Here is a 16,852-nt window from a genome sequence, read left to right on the forward strand (position 1 = left end):
CAGAACCGAGAAGTTGACCCATGGGGGACCCACGATGAACCAGCCGCCGGAGCCGCCTCGGCGCAGCCCCGACGCCCAGCCGCTGTCGCAGTTCTCGCACAGCAATGCCCGGCCGAAGCGGCCGTTGTCCACACGGCTGCCGCGCTGGGAGCGGCGGACCCTGATCGTGGCCGGTTCGGCGCTCGCGGCGCTGCTGCTCGTCGGCTCCGGGGTGTACGCGATGAGCGGCGAGGACAAGGGTGACGGGAAGGGGCGTACGGAAGCCGGGGCGTCCAAGAAGCCGACGGTTTCGGCCAGTCCCGACGCGAAGCCGACAGGGCCGCCCCTCCCGAAGGACATCAACGCCGGGCTGGAGAAGGGCGAGGCGAAGGCCTGGTACGCGAAGAGCGAGCAGGATCTGCCCGACGGCAACACCTTGGTGCACGAGCCGTGGTTCGTCGGTGAGGACACCGTCGTCCAGGCCTTCTACAAGGAGGTCACGGCGTTCAAGACCTCCGACGGCTCGAAGCTGTGGAGCCTTCCGCTGCCCGCTCCGGTCTGCGACGTCCCCGTGAATCCGACGCCGGACGGGAAGGTCGTCGTCGCGTACCGGGACCATCCCACCAAGGAGCGGGGCAAGTGCAACGGCCTGCAGATGATCGATCTGAAGAAGGGTGCGGGCGGCTGGCGCAAGAAGCTCGACGAGAAGAAGAACGGCGACAACACGATCACCGTCCATCTGGCGATCAGTGGTGACACCGTCCTCGTCGGGCGCAGCATGAGTGCGGAGGCGTACCGGATCAAGGACGGGAAGAAGCTGTTCCGGCTCGGTGAGGAGAAGACCGGCGGCTGCTCTCCGGATGATGTCGCGGGCGGGTCGAAGCTCCTCGTCGTCGACTGGTGCCCCGGAAAGAACAACATCTCGCACGGGCAGATCAGGCAGGTCGACCCCAAGTCGGGGAAGATCAAGTGGCGTTACCAGCTGAAGGACAGGAAGACGAAGAAGACGATGCCGTGGCGGATCGGCAAGGTCTACTCGGTGGATCCGCCGGTGTTCTCGGTCTTCGAGTCGGAGGACCAGTTCAACTGGTCGGTGGTCAGCCTCAAGTCGAACGGGAAGCTGCGCTCCACGCTCAACGCCGGCAAGTACAAGTTCGACCAGTGCGAAGGCGCCGGCGACTCGGGACGCGGTACGCAGAACTGTGTGGGCGGGGTGGTCGGCAAGGACACCTTCTATCTCTCCAGCAAGCCGCTGAAGGAGGATGCGCTCGGCCCGAACCAGATCGTCGCGTTCGATCTGGACAAGGGCAAGGTCAAGTGGGCGTCCAAGCCGGTCGACACCTGGTCTGTCCGGCCGCTGGCGGTCGAGGGCAAGTCCCTGATCGCCTATGTACGGGCCGGCCTGAAGACGCCGGGCCGGATCGTGAGGATCGGCGCGAAGGGCGGCAAGCCCAAGACGGTCGTCACCTTCGGCAAGACGGCGCAGCCCCTGGAGTACGAGGCCATGGCGGGCCACACCGTCTACCGCGACGGCCGGTTCTACCTCTCGGACTCGCTGCTCGAAGGCGATGACTCCGTACAGCAGGTGCGGCTGCTCTCCTACGGGGGTGCGCGGTGAGCCACCCCCGTTCCCCCGTGTCCCTCGTCGGCGCGGCGGCGGCGCTCGCGCTGCTCGCCGGGGCGGGGATCTGGTTCATGGCCGCGGACGGTGACGACGGGCCGAGCGGCGACGGCAAGCAGCAGACGGCCCGCTTCGACGGTCCCGGCAAGGAGAAGGTGCCGGCGGACCCCGAGGCCGGGATGCTCTTCCACATCGCCGACCCGAAGGTCGGCAAGAGCGACTTCTTCAAGGCCCCGGGCTCCTGGGTCACCGACACCACGTACGTGAAGAGCGGTGTCGGGAAGATCGCCGGCTATGACCTGCAGAGCGGCCGGCAGGTGTGGGAGGTCCCGCTGGCGGGCCAGGTCTGCGGCTTCACGGAGCAGGTGGACGAGGAAGGGCGCACCGGGATCCTGGTCGAGGACGGACTGCCCGGCAAGGACGGCAAGTTCAAGCCGTGCACCGAGATCGCGGTGATCGACGTCGACGCCGGAATGCTGCTCTGGAACAAGAGCCTCGAACGCTCCGGCACCAAGATCGAGTTCGACCAGGTCGCGGTCGGTGCGGGCAAGGTGGCGGTCGCCGGCGACGAGGGCGGCGCCGCGTTCGACCTCGCGGACGGCCGGCTCCGCTGGGAACCCCGGCCCACCGAGACCTGCTACGACTTCGCCTACGGCAGCGGTGAGGACCTGGTCGCCCTGCAGACCTGCGGTCAGGAGGACACCTCCCACGCCCGCGTCCAGATCCTGGGCGACGGCGGCAAGCCCCGCCACACGTACAACCTGCCGACCGGCCTCGGCTTCGCCAAGGTCGTCTCGAACGACCCGCTGGTCGTCGCGGGCTTCTCGGAGTCCATGGAGATCACCGACTTCTTCGCGATCGACCGGCGCAGCGGCAAGCTGCGCAGCAAGATCGCGGTCGATCCGAAGCAGACCATGAAGGCCTGCCGGATCGAGGCGGCGACCGAGTGCGAGTCGATCGCCGTCGGTAACGACCGGCTGTATCTGGCCACCATGCAGCGGATGAACGTGGGTGAGTCCGAGTCGGCGAACGAGATCGTCTCGTACGACCTGGCGACCGGTAAGGCGACCGGCCAGAAGGCAGACTCCGGCGACCGCGGCATCATCCTGCCGCTGCGGATGGACGGCCGGAACGTGCTGGCCTACCGGCCGCCGCTTGCGGGCCGCAACGGGCAGATCGTCAGCATCGACGGCCGGACCTTCAAGGAGACCCTCCTCCTCACCGTCCCGCGGGACGCCGAAGCGGCCACGGTGATGGGCCACTTCGTGGGCAACCAGGTCGAACTCCGCTATGTCGACGGCCGCTTCTTCGCCTCGGAGTTCTACGTGCGCAAGCCGGCGTCGCGCTATGAACCGCCGTATCTGGCGGCGGCGTTCGGTGGTGCGCCATGACCTCGCCACCCGAGCCGCCGCGCCGCGATCCCGACGCACGGCCGCTGTCGGAGTTCTCGCACAGCAACGCCCGCCCCAGGCGACCGCTGTCCGCGCGCCTTCCGCGCTGGGAGCGGCGGACCGTGCTCACCGCCGGTGCGGCGCTCGCGGCGCTGCTGCTCGTCGGGTCCGGCGTGTACGCGGTGAGCGGCGACGACACGGAAGGCGGGAAGGGACGGACGGAAGCGGGGGACGCCGAGAAGCCGCCCGCGTCGGCCCCGCCCGGTGCCGGGTCCACGCGCCCGCCCCTGCCCGAGGACATCAACGCCGGGCTGAAGACGGGAGAGGCGAAGGCCTGGCTGGGGACGACCGAGCAGGATCTTCCCCCGGACGGCCGCGGGTACACCCCGTGGTTCGTCGACGACCTGGTGATCCGGGCCGTGTACCGGGAGGTCACGGCGTTCAAGGTGACGGACGGCTCCAAGGCCTGGAGCATCACGCTGCCGGCCGCGATCTGCGACACCCCGGCGCAGCCGACGCCGGACGGCAAGGTGGTCGTCGCTTACCAGGGGAAGGCCGACAACAGCGGCGGCCGGTGCAATCACCTGCAGATGATCGATCTGAAGAAGGGGGCGGGCGGCTGGCGCAAGAAGCTGGACGAGTCCGGCAGGTTCGACAGCACGATCACCGTCCGTCTCGCGATCACCGGAAACACGGTGGCGGTGGCCCGCGACATGATCGCCGAAGGCTACCGGGTGTCCGACGGCAAGCGCCTGTTCGGACTCGCCGAGGACTCATCGGGTGGCTGCGCCCCGGATGATGTCGCCGGCGGCACCAAGCTCCTGGTCCTGGACCACTGCTCTGCCACGGACCCGGGGTTCGGCCAGATCAAGGAGGTCGACCCCAAGTCCGGGAAGATCGCGTGGCGTTACCGGCCGAAGGATGCGAAGACCAAGAAGACCAGGCAGCGAATGTTCGGAACCGTGTACTCCGTCGATCCGCCGGTCGTCTCCGTCCACACGGCGGGTGACAGGTCCAAGTGGTCGGTGCTCTCCCTCACGGGCAACGGCAAGCTGCGTTCGGCCATCGACTTCGGCAAGTACGCCTTCGCAGAGTGCCCGGAAGGCGCCGACTCAGCACGCGGTGCGCTGATCTGCTCAGGGGGCGCCGTGGGCAAGGACCTGTTGTATCTGTCCGCCAAGCCGGGAGGCGAGTACGGAAACGGACGGTCGCGGATCGTCGCGTTCGACCTCGACAGCGGAAAGATCAAGTGGACGTCCGAGCCGGCGGAGAACCGGCCGATGCTGACGGTGGGGATCGATGGGTCCTCGGTGATTGGTTACGTGAAGGCCGACTCGAAGGAGCCAGGGAGGCTCGTACGGATCGGGCCGAAGGGCGAGGAGCCGAAGACCGTGATGAAGCTGGGCACTACGGCGCACCCCTTGGAGCGGCTGGCCGGTTCGGGCACGTATCGCGACGGGCGCTTCTTCCTCCCCGTGAGCGTCTCCCCCGACGATGACATGAAGGAGCAGGCACAGATGCTGTCGTACGGGAGCGCCGGATGAGCCGCCTCGGCTGGATCGTCGGCGTCGTGGTCGCCTTCGTACTGGTCGTGGGCGGTGGGGTCTGGTTCGTGTGGGGCGGGGACGACGAGGCGCCGGGTGGTGGCGACCGCAAGCAGCAGGCGCAGTTCGACGGGCCCGGGACGGAGAAGAAGCCTGTCGACCCGAAGGCGCGGCTGCTGTTCCCGGTGATGGATCCGAAGGTCGGCAAGAACGAGACCGCCTTCGCCCCGGGCGCTTGGGTGACGGATGAGACGTATGTGAAGAACGGCCTCGGATCCGTGGCCGGTTACGACCTGAAGAGCGGTCGTCAGGTCTGGGAGATCGCGCTGGGCGGCGAGATCTGTGACTACACGCAGACGGTGGACGAGGGCCGCACCGGAGTGCTCTTCCGGGACGGAATGCCCGGCAAGGGCGGTACGCCCGAGCCCTGTACGGAGATCGCCGTCCTCGACCTCGATGCCGGACTGATGCTGTGGCAGCACAGCGTCAAGCGGTCCGGCACCAAGATCGCATTCCGTCAGCTCGCGGTCGGCGCGGGCAAGGTGGCGGTCGCCGGAGATGGGGGCGGTGCGGCCTTCGAGCTCGGCAGCGGCGACCTTCGCTGGGAGCCCCGGCCGGCCCAGACCTGCTACGACATGGCGTACGAGGGCAGTGAGGACGGCCTGGTGGCGCTGCAGAACTGCGGGCACGAGGAGAACTCACGCGCCCAGGTCCAGGTCCTCGACGACGGCGGCAAGCCCCGTTCCACGTACAAACTCCCGAAGGCGCTCGACTTCGCGCAGCTCGTGTCGGCCGATCCGTTGGTCGTCGCTGGTTTCTCGGAAGCGAAGCTCACGGACTACTTCTCGATCGACCGCCGCAAGGGCACGTTGCGCAGCAAGATCGCGGTCGATCCGGAGCGGTTCGGTTCGCCCTGCACGATTCTTGTGCACATCCACTGCGACGGCGTCGCGGTCGGCAACGACCGGCTGTACCTGGCCACGGAGGAGCGGCGGACGAAGAACGACGCCGAGTCGGTGAACGAGATCGTCTCCTTCGACCTCGCGACCGGCAAGGCGACCGGTCAGCGGGCCGACTCCGGCGGAAAGAACCCGTTGCGGATCATCAGGATGGACGGGCGGGATCTGATCGCGAGCCGAATGCCGACGTTCATCACGCCCGGGCAGGTGATCAAGATCGACGGCCGGACCTTCAAGGAAACGGTGTACCTGACCGTGCCGGAGAAGGACCGCGAATCCGCCGCCGCTCAGCAGCACTTCGCCGGCACCGACAAGGTCGAAATCCGGTACACCGACGGGCGGTTGTTCCTGTCGGAACTGTCGGTCCGACAGCCCGACCCCGACGACCCTCCCTACCTCGCGGCCGTGTTCGGCGCGTCCGACTGAGCAGGGAGGCTCATGGCCCACAAGCAGCACCGCGGTGCCGTCACCGTCGACCATCTTCTGACCAGCGCTCTGGCGGTCTACGCCGAGCGCGGTCAGGAGGGGTTCACGGTGGGCGCCGTGACGCAGGCAAGCGGGGTCAGCCTCGGCAGTCTGTACCACCACTTCGGCAGTTTCGACGGGCTCGCGGCCGCCCTGTACTGCCGGTGCATGGCGCAGGTCTGCGACGAGATGATCGAGGCGCTGTACCGTACGCGCACGCCGCGAACCGGGATCCAGGCCCTCGTGCGCACGTATCTGCGGTTCATCCGGGACCACCGGGACGCCGCCCTGTTCCTGCACGCCTCGTCGTACTCGGGTCATCTGGCGGCGCATGCCGAGGAGATCAGGGCGCTCAAGAACGAGAAGTTCGGGCGGATCGCCGCCTGGATGCAACCGCGGATCGCCGCGGGTCAGATCGCCCCGCTGCCCGAGCCGCTCCTGGAGATCCTGGTGCTCGGGCCGGTGATCGAGGCAGCGCGCCGCTCCCTCACGCACACCTTCGCGGAGCTCGATCTCGACGAGGTGGTACGGGAGTTGCCGGACCGGATCTGGCGGTCGGTGCGGCCGGATTGAGCCGGGGCGGGGCATGCGGCGAGGGCTAGCGTTCCTGCCAGGGCAGCCATGCGTGGAGGCGGAAGCCGCCGTCCGCCTCCTTGCCGTGGTCGAGGCGGCCGCCGGCGAGGGTGGCACGTTCGGTGAGGCCGATCAGGCCCTGGCCCGAGCCGGGGACGTGCGGGACCTCGCCCGGCGGGGCGGAGTTGGTGATGTCGAGGGTGAGGCCGTCGCCGGGGGCGCCGGCGATCTGCAGTGTGACGGTGGATCCGGGGGCGTGCTTGCGGGCGTTGGTCAGGGCTTCCTGGGCGATGCGGTAGGCGTTGCGGCCGGTGGCGGCGGGGACGGCTTTGGGGTCCTCGATGCGGTGGTCGAGGCGGATCTCCATCCCGGCCTGCCGTGATTCGGCGACGAGTTGGTCGAGTGCGGTGAGCGTGGGCTGGGGCCGGCCGGATTCCTCGGCGGCGTCGTTGGCGCGCAGCACGCCGATGATCTCGCGGAGGTCCTGCAGCGCTTCGTGCGCGCTGTCGCGGATGACCCCGGCGGCCCGGGCGATCTCCGCCTGGGGTGCGTCGGGCCGGAACTCGAGCGCGCCCGCATGCACGCTGAGCAGCGTCAGCCGGTGGGCGAGCACGTCGTGCATCTCGCGCGCGATGGCCTCGCGGGCGAGGCGCTGCGCCTGCTCGGCCCGTAGCTCGGCCTCGGTCTCGGCGCGCAGCGCGCGGTCGCGCAGCGACAGCAGGAGCTGACGGCGGGAGCGGACGAACATGCCCCAGGCGATGACGGTCAGATTGAGCATCACGGCCAACGCGACCGCCACGCCGTACGGGATGTCCGCGTCGGGGCGCAGCACGTAGATGAGCGGGGCCAGCGCCGTCGACAGACCGCCGATCCACGCCACGTAACGGAACGGCCGGTGCACTGCGAGCGTGAACATGGCAATTGCCGCGGCGCCGCCCCCTGTATCCGAGATGAGGCTGACCGGCAGCATCGCGATCGCGAGCCCGACCGGCCAGCGGCGGCGCAGCCAGACCGCCGCGCAGGCGACGGCGCCGACGAGCTGATCGAGGTGCGCCACGTTCTCGGACACGTTCGGGTTCTTGCCGATCGATTCCGCACCGACCATGCCGATGACGACGGCGACGAGGAAGCAGAGGAAGTCGACGGTCCAGTCGCGTGCGGTCCTGCGCGGGCGGCCGCCGTTACGGGCGGCACGGTCGGGGTCGAGCTCGGCGGCGACCGCCGATGGCAGCAGGCTGGGCCAGCGGTACTCGCGCGGCGAGGGGGTGTCCGCGGTCCGCGGCCTGCTCTTGCTCCAGCTCATAGTCGGCAAATTTACGCAGGTACGGCCGCTGACGTGGGCCGACGCCCGCTCCCGTAGACCAAAGTCGCGAGGCCGGCGACTTTCGGCCCGGCGGGCTCACCCGTCGGCCGATGCCGCGGGCCGCGGGAGCGGGACACGATCGGTGGCATGAAAGATCTTCTGCAGTTCTTCGGGGTGGTCCTGCTCTTCCAAGGGACGGGCGCGGTGGTCTACGAGCTCTTCGGCTGGGTGAAGTGGGGGCTCATCCAGCAGCTCGGCTTCTTCGACGGCTGGGAGCTGTATGCCGGGATCACGGTGATGGCGCTCGCCGTGGCCCTGTTCGCGGCGGCCGAGAGCGCCAAATCCTGAGCCCAGGAGTGAGCACGAAGCCCTGAGCGCGGGAAGGCGCACCCGGCCGCCGTCACCGGAGGGTCACCCGGCCGCCGGCGCGGCCCGGCTCAGCAGTCGGGGTCGACCAGGTCGAAGGACTCGTAGTGGTCGGCCGTGTAGTAGTCCTCCTCCTGCTCCTCGCCCGTGACGATGCGGCGCGCACCGCGGTCCGGGGAGCCGGGGGTCTCGACGGTGTACTCGTGGTAGTAGCCCGAGGACTGCTGCGGCAGCAGCCCTTCGCGGTTCTGGAAGACGGTGCCGTCCTGCGGATACGGGTAGGGGCCGCCCGCGTCGATCAGGTCGAGGGTGTCGTGGGCCTGGCTCGGCAGCGCCGAGTAGCAGATGTCGCCGACGGCCTCGGGGGCCGCGGTGGCCATCGGGGCGGCGCCGCCGAGGAGCAGGGCGGCGGACAGGGTCAGGGCTGCGGTGATACGTGGGGGGATTCGCATGCCCTCAGGATGACGCGCGTAGACCTGTGACTGTCAACGGCCCGTCCGGTGAACTCCCGTGAATTCTCCGGTGGTTCACCGCCACTACCCGCACACAAGTCCCGGCCGGACAGCCGGCTGTTACCCTGCACGGGACCTTGAGCGAGCGGTGATCACCGCGCACCGTCGGCGCGGCAGCCCCTCACCGCTCGCCGTTCGACGGACCGTTCTGCCCTCTCCTCTCGGACGGTTCCCATGCCCCAGCCCGCTCTGCTCGCCCACGATCTCGTCCGGGTTCTCGGCGGCCGCCGCATCCTCGACGGTGTCTCCCTCACCGCGGCCCCCGGCCGCCGGATCGGCCTCATCGGCGAGAACGGCGTCGGCAAGTCCACGCTGCTGCGCGTCCTCGCGGGCGTGGACGCGCCCGATGCCGGCAGCGTCACACGCCCCGCCGACCTGGGTTTCCTGCAGCAGGAACTGCCGTACGAGGCGGGCGCCCGGATCGCCACGGTGCTCGACGAGGCCTTGCGCGAGGCCCGCGAGGACCTGGCCGAACTGGAGCGGCTCGGCGAGGAGTTGGCCCGCCTCGCCGCGGACGACCCGCGCCATCCGGAGCTCCTCGCAACGTACGGCAGCCGCCTCGAACAGGCCGGGGACCGGCAGTCCTGGGACGCGGAACGTCGCGCGGGCCTGGTCATGGACGGCCTGGGGCTGGGCTCGCTCGGCCACGAGCGCACGCTCGGTTCGCTGTCCGGCGGGCAGCGCGGCCGGCTCGCGCTCGCCGCCCTGCTCGTACGGCGGCCCTCGGCGCTGCTGCTCGACGAGCCGACCAACCATCTCGACGACGCGGCGGCCGAGTTCCTGGAGGAGCAGCTGCGCGCCCTGCCCGGAACCGTCGTGGTGGCCGGGCACGACCGGGCGTTCCTCGACGCGGTCTGCACCGATCTCGTCGACCTCGATCCGGCGGTGGACGGCCCGGTCCGCTTCGGCGGCACGTACAGCGCGTACGTGGCCGAGAAGCGGGCCGAGCGGGCGCGCTGGGAGCGCAGGTATGCGGAGGAGCAGGAGGAATGGGAGCAGTTGCGGCACGCCGCCGGCGTGACCGCGCCCCGGGTCGCGCCGGACCGCGGCCGGACGGACAACGAGAAGATGGGGTACGGGCGCCGGGCCGGGCGGGTGCAGAAGCAGGTGTCGCGGCGCGTGCGCAACGCCGCCCGCAGGGTGGAGGACTTGGAGCGCGCCCGGGTCGCCGAGCCGCCCCGCCCCCTGCAGTTCACCGCCGAGGAGCTGGCGTCCGAGGCCCGGACCGGCCCGCTCGCGTCGCTGCAGGACGTGCGCGTGCCCGGCCGGCTCGCGCAGGTGGACCTGGAACTGCGGTCCGGGGAACGGCTGCTGGTCACCGGCGGGAACGGCGCGGGCAAGTCGACGCTGCTCGCGGTGCTCGCCGGGCGGCTGCCGGCCGAGGGGACCGTGCTGTGGCGCCCGGGACTCACGGTCGGACGGCTGACGCAGGACAGTGTGTTCAAGCGGCCGGGCCGCACGGTGCGGGACACGTATGTGCTGGCGCTGGGCGAGGAGCAGGCCGAGCAGGTGCCGCTCGTCTCGCTCGGACTGCTGGCCGAGCGCGATCTGGGCACGCCGGTCGGGCGGCTGTCCGTGGGGCAGCGGCGGCGGCTCGCGCTGGCGCTGCTGGTGGCCCGCCCGCCGCAGTTGCTGCTGCTCGACGAGCCGACGAACCACCTGTCCCCCGTGCTGTGCGACGAGCTGGAGGACGCACTGGGGCCGGGGCCCGGTGCGGTCGTGGTGGCGAGTCACGACCGCTGGCTGCGGCGGCGCTGGACCGGGCGGAAGCTGCACCTGGAGCAGTAGGACCTCTCTCCCGGGCCGGCTCACACGTCCCGGCGCCGCACCGCCTCGACCGCGACGAGGAGGGAGACCGTCGCCCAGGCCCCGTAGACCACCCAGGCCTCGGTGACGGTGACCGGATACGCGCCCCCGCCCCAGTGGTTGCCGCTGAGGGTCTCCCAGGCCTCGAGCGGCATCGCGTTGCCGATCTCGGCGACCCAGCGGTAGGTCTCGCCCTGGAAGAGCACCGGCAGGAGCAGCAGCGTGAGGATCGCACCGACGACGGCACCCGCCGCATGCCGCACGACCGCGCCGATCGCCATGCCGACGAGGGCACAGAGCGGCGCGAGCAGGGCGGAGCCCGCGACGGCCTGGAGAGCGTCGGGGTCGGCGAGGGACACACCTCCGTGCTCGCGCAGCAGGAACTGCGTGACGAGCAGGCTCGTGCAGGCCACCATCGCGCCGAGCGCCGTCATCGCGGCCGTCACGACGGCGGCCTTGGCAAGGACGACGGCGCGCCGGTCGGGTACGGCGGTCAAGGTCGTACGGATCAGCCCACTGGTGTATTCGCCGAACACGGCGATCGCGCCGACGCTGCACGCCACGACCATGAAGATCTGCCAGGCGGGGTCGAGGAAGGCGGTGTGCATCGCGTCGAAGGTCAGGACCGGCGTCTCGGGCCGGCCGGGCGGCGGGAACGGCGGCTCCGCGGGCATGCGCGAGAGACGGTCGGCGTTGGAGTACGCCGAGTTCACATTGATCCCGATCACCGTGAGCGCACCGGCGCCGAGCACCCAGTACGTCGAGCGGAGCGACCAGAGCTTGATCCACTCGGCGGCGAGGAGGTGGCGGAAGCGGGCGGCCGGGGCGGCGGCGGTGTGCACGGCGGCCGTGCGGACGGCGGTGGTCATCGGGGCTCTCCCGCGAGGTAGTCGACGCTGGTGGCGGTCAGTTCCATGAAGGCCTGCTCCAACGAGGCCTCCAGTGGCGTGAGTTCGCTCAGGGCGATGCCCTCGCGCAGGGCCAGCTCGCCGATCCGGCCGGGTTCGAGACCGGTCACGGTCAAAGGCCCGTTCCCCGGCTCCTGCTCCCCGGTCACCACCGTCGCCCCCGCCGCGCGCAGCGCCGACGCCAGCCGTTCGTGGTCGTCCGCCCGCACCCGTACGCCCTGGCTCGTGCCGCGGGCCGCGAACTCCGCGAGGCTCTCCGCGGCGATCAGCTCGCCGCGGCCGATGACGATCAACTCCTCGGCGCACAGCTCCATTTCGGACATCTGATGGCTGGAGACGAAAACCGTACGGCCTTCGGCGGCCAGGCGCCGCAGGAGGGCACGCAGCCACTGCACGCCTTCCGGGTCGAGCCCGTTGAGCGGTTCGTCGAAGACGAGCACGGGCGGATCGCCGAGCAGGGCCGCCGCGATACCGAGCCGCTGTTTCATCCCGAGCGAGAACCCGCCGATCCGCCGGCCCGCGGCCGGCGCGAGGCCGACCTCGGCGAGCACCTCGGCGACCCGGCGGCGGTCGATGCCGTTGCTCACGGCGAGTGCCTTGAGGTGGGCGCGCGCGGTACGGCCGCCGTGCACGTCCTGGGCGTCGAGCAGCGCGCCGACGCGCCGCAGGCCGCGGGGGTGTCCGGCGAAAGGGTGTCCGTCGATGGTGGCCGTGCCCGCCGTCGGGGCGTTCAGGCCGAGGAGGAGACGCAGGGTGGTGGTCTTGCCTGCGCCGTTGGGGCCCAGGAAGCCGGTGACGCGGCCCGGGCGGACGGTGAAGGACAGATCGCGTACGGCGGTGGTGCCGCCGTAGCGCTTCGTGAGGTCATTGGCTTCGATCACGCTGTTCACGGTCGTGCTCGCGGGCCCCTCCTGGCATCGGGCCACCGGGCACATCGGGCGGGGCCTTGTAGCCCACGGGTGTAAGCCCGTGGGCCGATGTCGGAGGGCCCGCGGCTGCCTATGATCACCGCATGAACGCCCTTCCGCCCTCCACCGGCTCCGCATGAGCGGCACCCCGCCGCCGGCTTCGGGTGCCGTACGGTCGCGGCGTGCTGTCCTCGTGGAGGCGGGCGCGTGGTGCGCCGGGGTCGCGTACCCGCTGCTCCTCGTCCTCGCCGTCCTCGCCGAGGAGGAGCTGACGGGTGTGCGGCTGCTGCCTTCGGCGCTGCTCGTGGTGCTCCTCGTACCGCTGCTGCTGCGCCGCCCGCTGCCCGCATTGGTGCTGCTCCTGGCCGGGTCTTTCGCGGCGACCGTGCTGGCCAGGGACGATGCGGGCTGGCCGTACGACACCCAGCAGGCCTGGCAGATCGCCTATCTGCAGGCGCTGTACAGCGATCTCGCGGTGGGGTTCGTCGCCGCAACCCGCCCGCGCCGCGAAGCGGTCGCGGCCGCGGTGCTCGCCCTGGCCGCGCAGATCGCCGCCGTCCCGTACTTCCGCGCGGGCGCGGATGTCACGGTGAGCACCATCGTCACGCTCGTGCTCGCCCTGGCCACCGCCTGGTTGATCGGTTACTCGGTGGCCGAGCGCAGCAAACACGCCCGCGCCCTGCGCGCCCGCGCCGCCGAGCAGGCCGTGACGGCCGAACGGCTGCGGATCGCGCGGGAGTTGCACGACATGGTGGCGCACAGCATCGGCATCATCGCGATCCAGGCGGGGGTGGGGCGGCGGGTCATCGAGACCCAGCCCGGCGAGGCGCGCAAGGCCCTGGGCGCCATCGAGACGACCAGCCGCGAGACGCTCTCGGGGCTGCGCCGGATGCTCGGCGCCCTGCGGCAGTCGGAGGGCGCACCGCTGGATCCGGCACCGGGTCTCGCGGACCTCGACCGGCTCGTGGCGGCGGCGAAGGACGCGGGAGTGCGGGTGGACCTGCGGCGTACGGGCGAACCGGCGCCGCTGCCCCCGGAGTTGGAGCTGTCGGCGTACCGCATCGTGCAGGAGGCCGTCACCAATGTCGTACGGCATGCGGGGGTGCCGGACTGCGTGGTGGGCATCGACGCCCGCGCCGGGGAGCTGACCGTCACCGTGACGGACCGCGGCCGGGGCGCGGCGCTCGGCGCCGACGGGTACGGGATCGTGGGGATGCGGGAGCGGGTGGCGCTGCTGCACGGCGTGTTCGAGGCGGGGCCGTGCCCCGAGGGCGGCTTCCGGGTGACGGCCCGGCTGCCGGTTCCGGCGGAGGGACAGTGAGCGTGTCCGGAGAAGGGGAAGGGGCCGTGTCCGAGGGCGGCACGCCCGGGGTCGTACGGGTGGTCCTGGCCGACGACCAGCCGCTGGTCCGCAGCGGCCTGCGCGTCCTGATCGCCGATGCCCCGGACCTCGAGGTCGTGGGCGAGGCGGGCACGGGCGCCGAGGCGGTGCACCTGGCCGGGCGGCTGCGGCCCGACGTCGTGGTCATGGACATCCGGATGCCCGGCATGGACGGGATCGAGGCGACGGGCCGGATCACCGCCGCGTATCGCGCCACCCGGGTCCTGATGCTGACGACCTTCGACGACGATGCGTACGTGTACGGATCGCTGCGGGCCGGTGCGTCCGGCTTCCTCGTCAAGGACATGGAGCTGGACGCGATCCTCGCCGCGATCCGGGTCGTGGCGGGCGGCGACGGTCTGATCGCGCCGAGCGTCACCGGCCGGCTGATCGCGGAGTTCGCCGCACGGCCCGAACAGACGCGCCCGCAGCGGGAGCTGACCGGGATCACGGAGCGCGAGCGCGAGGTGCTGACGCTGGTCGGGCGCGGCCTGTCCAACGCGGAGATCGCCGCCGAGCTGTTCATCAGCATGGCCACGGCGAAGGCCCATGTGGCGCGGCTGCTCGCCAAACTGCAGGCACGGGACCGGGTCCAGCTGGTGATCATCGCGTACGAGACGGGGCTGGTGGCGGCGGACGGCCGCTGAGCCTCAGCGGCCGTCGTCCGGCCGCTCCGCCCCGCGCCGCTCGTCCTCCAGGCGCTGCGAGTGTGCGAGGGCCTGCAGCGCGGAGTGGTACTCGGCGAGGTCGAGGCGGGTCGTGGCCGCGGCGTAGCGCGCGGCGCCGAGGACGGCGGGAAGCAGCGAGAGCGCGAGGAGGAAGACCGGCAGCCCCAGAGCGGCGCCGTAGTCGCACTCCCCGAACCCTTCCGCCGAGGCGAGGAACGACGGGTCGCATGCACCGGATGCGGACGGTACCTGCCGGGCGAACAGCAACCACAGGGCCACGGCCCACAGCGCCCCCGCGACGAGCAGCAACCCGAGCCCCTGCCCCCGGTGCCGCTGCGCGAGCCGGCGGAACTTCAGGTCGTACGCGACATCGGCATCCACTGTGCCCTCCCCCGTGAGCCGTCCCTTCAACGATGCGCGGAGCGGCGGCCGCGGTTCCTCACCCGGGGTGTCCGGGACGGAGAACGCGAGCCGCTGGAAGTCGCTCGCGGCGGCCCTCGTTCACGCGCTCCTGCGCCCCCAGGCCGTGCCCACCAGGACGAGGGCGGCCCCGAAGAGGCCCAGCAGACCGAGGCGTTCGCCGCCGAGTGCGATGCCCACCGCCGCGGCCCACAGGGGTTCGGTACCGAGGAGCAGGCTGACACGGGACGGTGAGGTCTTGCGGACCGCCCACATCTGGACGAAGAACGCGAACAGCGTGCAGAAGACCGAGAGGAAGACCAGGCCCAGCCACTCGCGGGGCCCGAAGCCGACCGCTGCGGACCAGGGCGAGTCACCGGTGCCCGCGGCGGCGAGCAGGGCGAAGAGGAGGACGGCCGTGCCGAGTTGGACCGTGGTGAGGGAGACGGAGTCTGCGTCCTGGACGGCACGGATACGGGCCATCGCAAGAACGTGGACCGTGCGGGCGAGCGCCGCGAGCAGGATCAGGAAGTCGCCGGTCGAGGGTGCGGTGAAACCGGCGCCCTGGGTGAGCAGGACGACGCCGAGGACGGAGAGTCCGGCCGCCGCGAGGAAGGAGCGCGAGGGCGCCCGGCGCAGCAGGGCCGCCTCGGCGAGCGGCGTGAAGATCATGGTGAGGCTGATGATCAGGCCGGCGTTCGTCGCCGACGTGTGGACGACGCCGTAGGTCTCCAGGAGGAAGATGCCGCCGAGGATCGCGCCGAGCAGCCCCGCCCCGCGCCACTGCGCGGCGCTCAGCGCCCGCAGCCGCCGCCATCCGGCCGCGACAAGGACCGGCAGCACCAGTGCGAAGCGCAGTACGAGGACCGCGATGACGGTGTGCGACGTCGTGATGCCCTTCGCCGCGAGATAGCTGGCGCCCCAGAACACGGCGACGAGCAGGACGGGCAGATCGGCGAGCCAGGCGCGGCGGGGCGCGCGGACGGCGGGCGCGGTGAGCGTGGACACGGGCGGTGCTCCAACGGTCCGAAGGGCGGAGAGACTTCGGCGGCTCACCTGGGCGGAGTCACCGTATCCGCGCATGATCGCGACCGGTAGAGGGATCTCACAGCGCGGTCGTCAGCCCGGCCGCACAGCCTGGTCCCACGGCGCTGTCGCACGCCGCGAACCGCCCCGGATTCACTGTCCGATTGCCGCCAGCACCCGTCCGCGCCGGCCGCTGAGATGGAACACGTAACCACTTCGGTCCAACGCAGAGGAGAACCCCATGACCGGCAAGGTGGCCCTGGTGACGGGTGGCAGCCGCGGTATCGGCGCGGCCATCGCCGTCGAGCTGGCCCAGTCGGGCGCCGACGTCGTCGTCACGTACGTACGGGGCGAGGAGGCGGCCCGCGAGGTCGTCGCCAAGATCGAGGCGACCGGGCGGCGCGGCCTGGCGCTGCAGGCGGACGCGGCGGACGCGGACGCGGCGGTCTCGGTCGTCGAGAGGACCGTCGAGGCGTTCGGGCGGCTCGACATCCTGGTCAACAACGTGGGCCTGGGCGTGCTCGGCCCGCTGGAGTCGCACACGGCCGAGGCCGTGCAGCAGGTGATGGACATCAACATCCGCTCGGTGTTCCTGACCACCCAGGCCGCCGCGGTCCGTCTCGGCCGGGGCGGGCGGATCATCACGATCGGCAGCACCATGGTGCAGCGCGTCCCGGGTCCCGGCGGCACGCTGTACACGATGAGCAAGGCCGCGCTGACCGGTCTGAACAAGGCGCTCGCCAGGGAGCTCGGCGGCCGCGGCATCACCGCGAACGTCGTGCACCCGGGTCCGGTGGACACGGACATGAACCCGGCGGACGGCCCGTACGCCGAGCCGCAGGCCGCGATGACGGCCGTCGGCCGGTTCGCGGCGCCGGCCGAGATCGCCTCCATGGTGCGCTACCTGGCGAGCGACGAGGCGGCGTACGTGACGGGCGCGGAGATGTCGGTGGACGGCGGGCACGCCGCCTGAGCGTCCCGTACAGAATGGAATTGAGGCGCACCGGGGCTGTCCTCCCGGTGCGCCTCAAGCATGCTCAGGA

16 protein-coding genes are annotated in these 16,852 nt (G+C 71.3%); 10 read left to right on the forward strand and 6 right to left on the reverse strand.

The window, feature by feature from the left end:
• Nucleotides 1–34 precede the first annotated feature (34 nt).
• From ACIBI4_RS31200 to ACIBI4_RS31220, 5 genes are read left to right on the forward strand one after another with little or no spacing between them, the layout of a single operon-like run.
• Nucleotides 35–1,597 carry a PQQ-binding-like beta-propeller repeat protein gene (locus ACIBI4_RS31200; protein WP_399207523.1) on the forward strand — a complete coding sequence of 521 codons (1,563 nt, stop codon included), beginning with the start codon at nucleotides 35–37 and terminating at the stop codon, nucleotides 1,595–1,597.
• The gene (locus ACIBI4_RS31205) at nucleotides 1,594–2,991 is read left to right on the forward strand and encodes a PQQ-binding-like beta-propeller repeat protein (protein WP_399207524.1); all 1,398 of its coding nucleotides are present in this window, start codon (nucleotides 1,594–1,596) and stop codon (nucleotides 2,989–2,991) included. Before ACIBI4_RS31200 ends, ACIBI4_RS31205 begins: the two co-directional genes overlap by 4 nt.
• Nucleotides 2,988–4,535, forward strand: a complete 1,548-nt coding sequence (locus ACIBI4_RS31210; RefSeq protein WP_399207525.1) for a PQQ-binding-like beta-propeller repeat protein — start codon at nucleotides 2,988–2,990, stop codon at nucleotides 4,533–4,535. The genes ACIBI4_RS31205 and ACIBI4_RS31210 overlap by 4 nt, the downstream gene beginning before the upstream one ends.
• Nucleotides 4,532–5,920, forward strand: coding sequence for a PQQ-binding-like beta-propeller repeat protein (locus ACIBI4_RS31215; protein WP_399207526.1), 1,389 nt, complete (start codon nucleotides 4,532–4,534; stop codon nucleotides 5,918–5,920). Before ACIBI4_RS31210 ends, ACIBI4_RS31215 begins: the two co-directional genes overlap by 4 nt.
• A gap of 12 nt (nucleotides 5,921–5,932) precedes the next feature.
• A complete protein-coding gene (locus tag ACIBI4_RS31220) occupies nucleotides 5,933–6,532 on the forward strand; it encodes a TetR/AcrR family transcriptional regulator (RefSeq protein ID WP_399207527.1) in 600 nt (199 codons plus the stop codon).
• Between the two features lie 25 nt (nucleotides 6,533–6,557).
• On the opposite strand, the gene ACIBI4_RS31225 is transcribed toward ACIBI4_RS31220, so the two are convergent.
• On the reverse strand, nucleotides 6,558–7,835 hold the full coding sequence (locus tag ACIBI4_RS31225; protein WP_399207528.1) for a sensor histidine kinase: 1,278 nt from the start codon (nucleotides 7,833–7,835) through the stop codon (nucleotides 6,558–6,560).
• 147 nt (nucleotides 7,836–7,982) lie between these two features.
• Between ACIBI4_RS31225 and ACIBI4_RS31230 the strand changes: the two genes are divergently transcribed.
• Nucleotides 7,983–8,183 (forward strand): hypothetical protein, encoded by a 201-nt coding sequence (locus ACIBI4_RS31230; protein ID WP_399207529.1) that lies wholly within the window; start codon nucleotides 7,983–7,985, stop codon nucleotides 8,181–8,183.
• 89 nt (nucleotides 8,184–8,272) lie between these two features.
• Here ACIBI4_RS31230 and ACIBI4_RS31235 read toward each other — a convergent pair whose 3' ends face one another.
• Nucleotides 8,273–8,653 carry a ribonuclease domain-containing protein gene (locus tag ACIBI4_RS31235; protein ID WP_399207530.1) on the reverse strand — a complete coding sequence of 127 codons (381 nt, stop codon included), beginning with the start codon at nucleotides 8,651–8,653 and terminating at the stop codon, nucleotides 8,273–8,275.
• Between the two features lie 234 nt (nucleotides 8,654–8,887).
• On the opposite strand from ACIBI4_RS31235, the gene ACIBI4_RS31240 reads away from it, so the two are divergent.
• Nucleotides 8,888–10,501 (forward strand): ABC-F family ATP-binding cassette domain-containing protein, encoded by a 1,614-nt coding sequence (locus tag ACIBI4_RS31240; protein WP_399207531.1) that lies wholly within the window; start codon nucleotides 8,888–8,890, stop codon nucleotides 10,499–10,501.
• Between the two features lie 20 nt (nucleotides 10,502–10,521).
• On the opposite strand, the gene ACIBI4_RS31245 is transcribed toward ACIBI4_RS31240, so the two are convergent.
• Both ACIBI4_RS31245 and ACIBI4_RS31250 read right to left on the reverse strand, forming a co-directional pair.
• Nucleotides 10,522–11,388: an ABC transporter permease subunit gene (locus ACIBI4_RS31245; RefSeq protein ID WP_399207532.1), complete on the reverse strand. Its 867-nt coding sequence runs from the start codon at nucleotides 11,386–11,388 to the stop codon at nucleotides 10,522–10,524.
• Complete coding sequence (locus ACIBI4_RS31250) at nucleotides 11,385–12,308, reverse strand: ABC transporter ATP-binding protein (RefSeq protein ID WP_399207533.1); 924 nt, start codon at nucleotides 12,306–12,308, stop codon at nucleotides 11,385–11,387. Before ACIBI4_RS31250 ends, ACIBI4_RS31245 begins: the two co-directional genes overlap by 4 nt.
• A gap of 163 nt (nucleotides 12,309–12,471) precedes the next feature.
• Between ACIBI4_RS31250 and ACIBI4_RS31255 the strand changes: the two genes are divergently transcribed.
• A complete protein-coding gene (locus ACIBI4_RS31255) occupies nucleotides 12,472–13,656 on the forward strand; it encodes a sensor histidine kinase (protein WP_399207534.1) in 1,185 nt (394 codons plus the stop codon).
• Nucleotides 13,657–13,658: 2 nt separating this feature from the next.
• Nucleotides 13,659–14,363 (forward strand): response regulator, encoded by a 705-nt coding sequence (locus tag ACIBI4_RS31260; protein ID WP_399207535.1) that lies wholly within the window; start codon nucleotides 13,659–13,661, stop codon nucleotides 14,361–14,363.
• Nucleotides 14,364–14,366: 3 nt separating this feature from the next.
• Here ACIBI4_RS31260 and ACIBI4_RS31265 read toward each other — a convergent pair whose 3' ends face one another.
• Complete coding sequence (locus ACIBI4_RS31265) at nucleotides 14,367–14,765, reverse strand: hypothetical protein (RefSeq protein WP_399207536.1); 399 nt, start codon at nucleotides 14,763–14,765, stop codon at nucleotides 14,367–14,369.
• A 120-nt stretch (nucleotides 14,766–14,885) separates the two neighbouring features.
• On the reverse strand, nucleotides 14,886–15,791 hold the full coding sequence (locus ACIBI4_RS31270) for a DMT family transporter (RefSeq protein WP_399207537.1): 906 nt from the start codon (nucleotides 15,789–15,791) through the stop codon (nucleotides 14,886–14,888).
• 259 nt (nucleotides 15,792–16,050) lie between these two features.
• On the opposite strand from ACIBI4_RS31270, the gene ACIBI4_RS31275 reads away from it, so the two are divergent.
• Complete coding sequence (locus tag ACIBI4_RS31275; RefSeq protein WP_399207538.1) at nucleotides 16,051–16,782, forward strand: SDR family oxidoreductase; 732 nt, start codon at nucleotides 16,051–16,053, stop codon at nucleotides 16,780–16,782.
• Nucleotides 16,783–16,852 lie beyond the last annotated feature (70 nt).

The sequence above is a fragment of the Streptomyces sp. NPDC050418 genome (assembly GCF_044458745.1).
GTDB lineage: Bacteria > Actinomycetota > Actinomycetes > Streptomycetales > Streptomycetaceae > Streptomyces.